This window comes from Pseudomonas sp., from assembly GCF_026224925.1.
Classification (GTDB): Bacteria; Pseudomonadota; Gammaproteobacteria; order Pseudomonadales; family Pseudomonadaceae; genus Aquipseudomonas.
This window is the reverse complement of the sequence record NZ_JAMFRV010000218.1, coordinates 1-7,348: the sequence shown is the minus strand read 5'-3', so window position 1 is coordinate 7,348 and position 7,348 is coordinate 1. Positions and strand designations below refer to the sequence as shown.

The 7,348-nt window shown below is 58.3% G+C and carries 7 protein-coding genes; 4 read left to right on the top strand and 3 right to left on the bottom strand.

Annotated elements, in window-relative coordinates:
- Nucleotides 1–138: 138 nt before the first annotated feature.
- From M0974_RS09320 to M0974_RS09310, 3 genes are read left to right on the top strand one after another with little or no spacing between them, the layout of a single operon-like run.
- Nucleotides 139–903: an IclR family transcriptional regulator gene (locus M0974_RS09320; protein WP_297835586.1), complete on the top strand. Its 765-nt coding sequence runs from the start codon at nt 139–141 to the stop codon at nt 901–903.
- Between the two features lie 34 nt (nt 904–937).
- Complete coding sequence (locus tag M0974_RS09315; RefSeq protein WP_297835584.1) at nt 938–2,164, top strand: amino acid deaminase; 1,227 nt, start codon at nt 938–940, stop codon at nt 2,162–2,164.
- Between the two features lie 20 nt (nt 2,165–2,184).
- Nucleotides 2,185–3,132 (top strand): sugar kinase, encoded by a 948-nt coding sequence (locus M0974_RS09310; protein WP_297835581.1) that lies wholly within the window; start codon nt 2,185–2,187, stop codon nt 3,130–3,132.
- 139 nt (nt 3,133–3,271) lie between these two features.
- Here M0974_RS09310 and M0974_RS09305 read toward each other — a convergent pair whose 3' ends face one another.
- On the bottom strand, nt 3,272–3,547 hold the full coding sequence (locus M0974_RS09305) for a peptidylprolyl isomerase (protein ID WP_297835580.1): 276 nt from the start codon (nt 3,545–3,547) through the stop codon (nt 3,272–3,274).
- A gap of 206 nt (nt 3,548–3,753) precedes the next feature.
- On the opposite strand from M0974_RS09305, the gene M0974_RS09300 reads away from it, so the two are divergent.
- Nucleotides 3,754–4,935, top strand: a complete 1,182-nt coding sequence (locus M0974_RS09300) for a PilT/PilU family type 4a pilus ATPase (RefSeq protein ID WP_297835579.1) — start codon at nt 3,754–3,756, stop codon at nt 4,933–4,935.
- Nucleotides 4,936–4,947: 12 nt separating this feature from the next.
- Here the strand turns inward: M0974_RS09300 and M0974_RS09295 are convergent, their stop codons facing one another.
- Together M0974_RS09295 and M0974_RS09290 are read right to left on the bottom strand one after the other, a co-directional pair.
- A complete protein-coding gene (locus tag M0974_RS09295; protein ID WP_297835577.1) occupies nt 4,948–6,903 on the bottom strand; it encodes an acetoacetate--CoA ligase in 1,956 nt (651 codons plus the stop codon).
- Between the two features lie 11 nt (nt 6,904–6,914).
- On the bottom strand, nt 6,915–7,348 hold a 434-nt coding region (locus tag M0974_RS09290; protein WP_297835576.1), incomplete at its 5' end, for an SDR family oxidoreductase.

Below are 7,348 nucleotides of genomic sequence, written 5' to 3'. Positions count from 1 at the left end.
GAAGTGGATTGCGTGGCTTACAAGAAGCCCAAGGCCTGATAGCCCCAAAGTGTGTTCCCACTTACCCGTGGGAACGTTCGCTACGCGGCGTTAAACTGCTGGGCATTCTTTACTGATCGCTTAATGAGTAGTGCGAACATGACCGAAGACACCATCAAACGCCGGGCCAGAGGGTTGGATCGGGCGTTCGATATCCTCGACTTTCTCAAAGAGAAAGGCACGCCGTTGCGCCCGAATGAAATCGCCAGCGGTATCGGCAGCCCGAAATCGACGGTTTACGAGTTAGTCAGTTCGTTGCTTGAACGACGGATTCTGGAAACCGTCGGCAAGGACGGGCACGTGTACCTTGGACGTCAGCTGTACTTCCTCGGCCAAGCGCACCTAAGGCATTTCGACTTCACCCGTGAAGCCGAAGCCTCCTTGGCAGAGATCGTCAGCCAAACCCGTGAAACGGCGCAGATGTGCTTGCTCAATGGGCGCAAATACACGGTTGCGTTGATGAAAGAAGGTGAGCGGCATTTTCGGATTTCATCCGACATCGGCGAAAACGCGCCGATTCCCTGGACGGCGTCCGGGCGGCTGCTGCTTAGCCATTTAAGCGATCAAGAGATCAACGACCTGATCGATCCGGAAGATTACATCCTTCCCGGTGGCGACCGTTTGCCCATGGAAACCTTTCTGCGGGAGATCCGTAAAGCCGGTGAAGAAGGCTTCTTTTCCTTCGACAGCGTCGCCGACACCTTCACCCATTGCTTCGCTGCGCCGGTCAACGACGAGCGGGGCATTTGCATCGCCACACTGTGCATCGTCGCCCCACGTGCGGATGCCAAAAACAATTACAGCGACTACCGTCGGGTGCTGATCGACAGCGCCAACGGTCTTGCGCGCCGAGTTAACGAATAGCGCGGCCCGCGCCGCGCTGATCAGGAGAACCGTCATGAGTTTTGCAACTGCCGACCTGAACGCTACTGCAGTAGAGAAAGGCGCAGCAGCGCCGGGTGACAATCTGGTGCGCGACGTCAGCCTGCCGGCATTGGTGATCCATCAGAAGGCGCTGGAACATAACATTCGCTGGATGCAGGCGTTCGTCAGTAACAGCGGCGCCGAGCTGGCGCCCCACGGCAAAACCAGCATGGTTCCGGCGTTGTTTCGTCGGCAGTTGGAGGAAGGTGCCTGGGGCATCACCCTGGCCACCGCCGTGCAGACCCGCGCGGCGTATGCCCACGGTGTGCGTCGAGTGTTGATGGCCAACCAACTGGTGGGCACGCCGAACATGGCGCTGATTGCCGACTTGCTCGACGACTCGATGTTTGATTTTCATTGCATGGTCGATCACCCGGACAACGTCGCAGCGCTGGGCGAATATTTCGGCGGACGCGGTCTGCGGTTGAACGTGATGATCGAATACGGCGTGCCCGGCGGCCGTTGTGGTTGCCGCACCGAGCAGGAAGTGCTGGCGCTGGCCGAAGCTATTGCCGCCCAACCGGCGCTGGCACTGACCGGTATCGAAGGCTACGAAGGTGTGATTCATGGCGATCACGCCATCGCCGGGATCAAAGCCTTCGCCGCTTCATTGGTACGTTTGGCTGTTGAGCTGCAAGACAAGGGCGCCTTTGCGCTGAGCCGTCCCATCGTCACCGCGTCCGGTTCGGCGTGGTACGACCTGATCGCAGAAGCTTTCGATGCCCAAGCCGTTCGCGAGCGTTTTCTCAGCGTGTTGCGTCCCGGTAGTTACGTGGTGCACGACCATGGCATCTATAAAGACGCACAGTGTTGTGTGCTGGATCGCCGCAGCGAGCTGAGTGAGGCATTACTCCCAGCGTTGGAAGTCTGGGCCCATGTGCAGTCGCTGCCGGAACCAGGTTTCGCCGTGATCGCCATGGGCAAGCGCGACGTCGCGTATGACGCTGGGCTGCCCAACCCATTGCTGCGTTACCGCGCCGGTGTGTTGCCTGCGCAGGGCGATGACGTCAGCGCCTGTAAAGTGACCGCAGTGATGGATCAGCATGCGTTCATGACCATTGCTCCGGGTTGCGAGCTGAAGATTGGCGACATCATTTCCTTCGGCACCTCGCACCCGTGCCTGACCTTCGATAAATGGCGTTCGGGCTGTCTGGTGGATGAGAATCTGCAGGTCATCGAGCCGCTGACTGCGTTTTTCTAGACCAGGAGCTTGTGAGTCCGATGAGCGAATTGATCAGCCACAACCATCCTCGTATCGCCTTGATTGGCGAGTGCATGATCGAGTTGCAGCAGCATGCCAATGGCACTTTGCAACAGAGTTTCGGCGGCGACACGCTGAACACGGCGGTGTACATGGCGCGCATGCTCGGTGGCTCGTCCCAGGTGGATTACGTCACGGCGCTGGGCGACGACAGCTTCAGCGATGCCATGTGCCAAGTCTGGGCCGATGAGCAAATCGGCCTGAGCCGGGTTCAGCGTCTGCCGGGGCGCTTGCCGGGTTTGTACTGCATTCAAACCGACGCCAATGGCGAGCGACGTTTTCTGTACTGGCGCAACGAAGCGGCCGTGCGTGATTGTTTTACCACGCCCGCCGCCGAGCCGATTCTGGCGGCGCTGGTGGACTACGATGTGCTGTATTTCAGCGGTATTACTTTGGCGGTGCTGGGCGAGCAGGGTCGTGCGCGGTTGCTGACGATGTTGATCGAGGCCCGAGCCCGCGGTGCCAGAGTAGCGTTCGACAACAACTACCGCCCACGGCTGTGGACCAGCGTCGAACAGGCTCGGGAGGCGTATCGCGCAGTGTTGCCGCACGTGGACCTGGCGTTGTTGACCGAGGATGACGAGCAAGCGCTGTTTGGCTATGTCGATTCGGAGCAGGTGTTGTCGGTATACAGAGCGCTAGGCATCAGCGAAGTGGTGGTCAAGCGCGGGGCGAACAGCTGCTTGGTGGAAGCCCAGGGCGAACGCTTCGAGATTCCGGCGCAGAAGGTCGCGCGGGTGGTGGACACCACGGCGGCCGGCGATTCGTTCAGTGCTGCGTATTTGGCACAACGGCTGAAAGGCGCAAGCCCGGAAGAAGCCGCACACGCGGGGCACACATTGGCGAGCTTGGTTATTCAATATCCGGGGGCATTGATACCCAAGAGCGTGATGCCGGTTTTTTGGTAACAGGTATCATGCCAGAGATCGGTGGGACCGAATTATATTGGGAATAGGTCTCACATCAGGCTCGTTTTCGTCTGACCCAACGCTTTCCCGAATGAATTCGGTCCCACAGGGTGAACTGCAATCCCGGCCTCTACCTTCCTTAATCCCGATAAAAAACCTGCACCAAGTGATACCCAAACTTGCTCTTAACCGGCCCATGAATCACCCGCACTGGCTTTTTGAATATCACCTGGTCAATAGCGCCGACCATCTGCCCCGGCCGAACCTCACCCAGGTCGCCGCCGCGTTTGCCGGAGGGGCAGGTCGAATATTTCTTGGCCAGCACGTCGAACGCTTCGCCCTTGGCGATGCGTTGTTTGAGTTGTTCGGCCTCTTCGGCGGTTTTCACCAGAATGTGGCGGGCGAGCGCTTTCATGTCACGGGCAGTCCTGAAAAAACGGTGACCATTATGCCTGTCCTCGACGCCGATTGATTGTTTCTGCCGACAGGTGCGCAACAACTGCAATATCGGTTTGCGCCAAACCCCTTATCAATCCAAGCTACACCCATTCGCCGACCCACAAAGCTGCCTTCACCGTCGGCAACTCATCATTTTTTCTTTTTCATGCGGATGTGCTGCTCATGGATTTCCCCGCGCTGTTGAAAATTCTGGCCAGCCAGGACGGATCGGACCTTTTCCTGTCGACTGGCGCGCCGCCCTGCGCCAAGTTCAACGGTGTGCTTAAGCCGCTGAGTACCGAGGCGTTGAAGCCGGGCGTTGTGGCGGCGGTTGCCGAGAGCATCATGGACGTCGAACAGCGACTGGAATTCGAGCGCGAGCTGGAGATGAACCTCGCGGTTTCACTGGCCGGCATTGGTCGGTTTCGAATCAATATTTTCAAGCAGCGCAACGAAGTTTCAATCGTGGCGCGGAACATCAAACTCGAAATTCCGCTTTTCGAAGATTTGAAACTGCCACCGGTGCTGCTCGACGTGGTAATGGAGAAGCGCGGCCTGGTGCTGGTGATCGGTGCTACGGGGTCGGGTAAGTCGACGTCACTGGCGGCCATGATCGATTACCGCAATCGCAACAGCGGCGGCCATATCATCACCATTGAAGACCCGGTGGAATTCATCCATCGGCACAAAAAATCGATCATTAACCAGCGTGAAGTCGGCGTTGATACGCGCAGCTTTCATGCCGCGTTGAAAAACACCCTGCGCCAGGCGCCAGACGTGATTCTGATCGGCGAGATCCGTGACCGCGAAACCATGGAACACGCCTTGGCCTTTGCCGACACCGGCCACCTGGCTATCTCGACGCTGCACGCCAACAACGCCAACCAGGCACTGGACCGCATCATCAACTTCTTCCCGGAAGACCGACGTCCGCAATTGCTGCATGATTTGGGCAACAACCTGAAAGCCTTTATTTCCCAGCGACTGGTCAAAACCCAGGACGGCAAGCGCCGCGCAGCGGTCGAAGTGATGCTAGGTACGCCGACTATCCGCGACTTTATCCAGCGCAATGAGTTGACTGAGCTTAAAGGCATCATGGAAAAGTCGGGCAACCTGGGGATGCAAACCTTCGACGGTGCGTTGTACGACTTGGTCGTGGAAGGCGCAATCAGTGAGGAAGAGGCAATGAAAAACGCTGACTCCCAAAACAACGTGCGGTTGCGCCTCAAACTGCACCGTGACAACGGATCGCCAAAAAACATCAGTACGCCGCCAGCGCCACCGCAGCCCGCCGCTGAACCTAATGTCGCAAACTGGGGGCTGGTGGATGATCGGCCCGAGGGCAGTCCATTCAAAACTGAATAAACTGCGCGCAGGCTAAAAAGTAAGCTCTTCTCGGTCCCTGAATTGGTCGAGCGCCTCGGGATTGGCCAAGGCATCGGTGTTTTTTACCGGCTCCCCGTGAACCACATTACGCACGGCCAACTCGACGATTTTGCCGCTGATAGTGCGTGGGATGTCGGTGATCGCAACGATCTTTGCGGGCACATGCCGGGGCGTGGTGTTGGCACGAATCACGTCACGGATCTGCTGCTCCAGTTCGTTGCTCAGGTTCAGCCCATCGTGCAGGCGTACGAACAGCACTACGCGCACGTCGTCCTTCCAGCGCTGACCGATGGCCACGCTGTCCTTAACCTGCGGAACTTTCTCTACTTGCCGATAAATCTCCGCAGTGCCAATCCGCACGCCACCAGGATTGAGCACAGCATCTGATCGGCCGTGGATGATCAAGCTGCCGTGGGCGGTTTCTTCTCCGTAATCACCTTGGGCCCAGACGCCTGGGAACTGTGTGAAGTAAGTGGCCAATAGCCGTTCTTGCTGGAAATCGTTCCAAAAGCCAATAGGCATCGCCGGAAAGTGCCGGGTGCAGACCATTTCGCCTTTCTCGCCCACTACCGGCTGGCCTTGGTCGTTCCATATGGCTACGGCCATGCCAAGGCCTTTGGCTTGCATTTCACCCTGGTAAACCGGCAACACCGGGCAGCCAGCGATGAAGCAGGAAACGATGTCGGTGCCGCCTGAAATCGACGACAGACACAGCTCGCTTTTGATCTCGCGGTACACGTATTCGTAGCTGGTAGCCGACAACGGCGAGCCAGTAGACAGCAGAGTCTTGAGAGCGGTGAAGTGATGGTTCAAACGCGGTTTGATTGCATGCTTTTCCAGCTCCGTAAGGTATTTGGCACTGGTGCCGAACACACTGATGCCTTCCTCGTCGATCAGGTCCATCAAACGCTGCGGCTGCGGAAAGAAAGGCGAGCCGTCGTACATCACCACGGTTGCGCCCACCGCGAGGCCTGACATCAGCCAGTTCCACATCATCCAGCCGCAGGTGGTGTAGTAGAACAGGCAGTCTTCACGACCAACGTCGCAATGCAATCCTAGCTCTTTAACGTGCTGTAGCAGCACGCCGCCGGTGCTATGGATGATGCATTTCGGCACGCCAGTGGTGCCGCTGGAATACAGAATATAAAGCGGATGGGCGAACGGCACGGGAACAAAAAACGGCTCGCCGCCCGCCTGGTAAAAGTCGTCCCACAAAGTGACTTTGGCCGATGTGTGGAAGTCTTCGCTGCGGGCTTGAGGTCGGGCGAAGGGCACGATGATCAGTTGCTGCAGGCCCGGCAGCCGCTCAAGGATCTCGTTGACCTTGGCGGTCTGATCAATGAGTTTTCCGGCGTAATGATAACCGGCACAGGTCAGCAGTATTTTAGGTTCGATCTGGCCGAAGCGGTCGATCACGCCTTGGGTGCCGAAGTCCGGAGAAGAGCAGGACCAAATCGCGCCGAGGCTGGTGGTCGCGAGCATCGCCACCAGCGTTTGCCACACGTTGGGCATGCATGCCGCCACCCGGTCGCCGAGGCCAATCCCGGCGTTGCGCAAGCTTTGCTGGAAGCCCGCCACCTGCTCGGCCAGTTCGGCGTAGGTGAATTGGGTGCGTTGGTGGTCCTCAGTAACCGAAATGATCGCCGGGTAGTCGTCGCGCCGGCGCAACAAGTGCTCGGCGAAATTCAATGTGGCCCCAGGAAACCATTGGGCACTGGGCATCTGCGGACCTTCGATGAGCACCGTTTCGGGTTGCTCATGGAACTCAATGCCGAAGGTGTCGACAATGGCCTGCCAAAACTGCTCGCGGTGGTCGATGCTCCATTGGTGCAGCGCCGGGTAGTCGCTTAGCTGCAGGTCGTGGCGTTGGTTGATACTGCGCCGAAAGGCGTCCATGCGGGTTGCGCTGATCCGCTCTGCGCTTGGGGTCCAGAGTGCTTCAGTCATGGCTCGCTCCGTTATTGCGCCAACCAGCCGCCATCAATGTTCCAGGCTGCACCCCGTACCTGGCTGCCCGCTTCGCTGCACAGAAACAACACCAATTCGCCCAGTTGCGGCGGGGTCACAAACTCCAGTGACGGCTGTTTCTCGGCTAGCAGGTCGTGCTTGGCTTTTTCCAGGTCGCCGTCCGCCGCGCCACGGGTGTCTATTTGCTGTTGCACCAGTGGGGTCAGTACCCAGCCAGGGCAGATTGCATTGCAGGTGACATTGGTGGTGGCCGTTTCCAGTCCGACCACTTTAGTCAAACCAATCACACCGTGCTTGGCTGCCACGTAAGCCGCTTTGCCGGTAGAGCCCACCAGCCCGTGGACCGAAGCGATATTGACGATCCGGCCCCAGCCTTTGCTACGCATTCCCGGTAGGCACAAGCGGGTGCTGTGGAACACCGAGG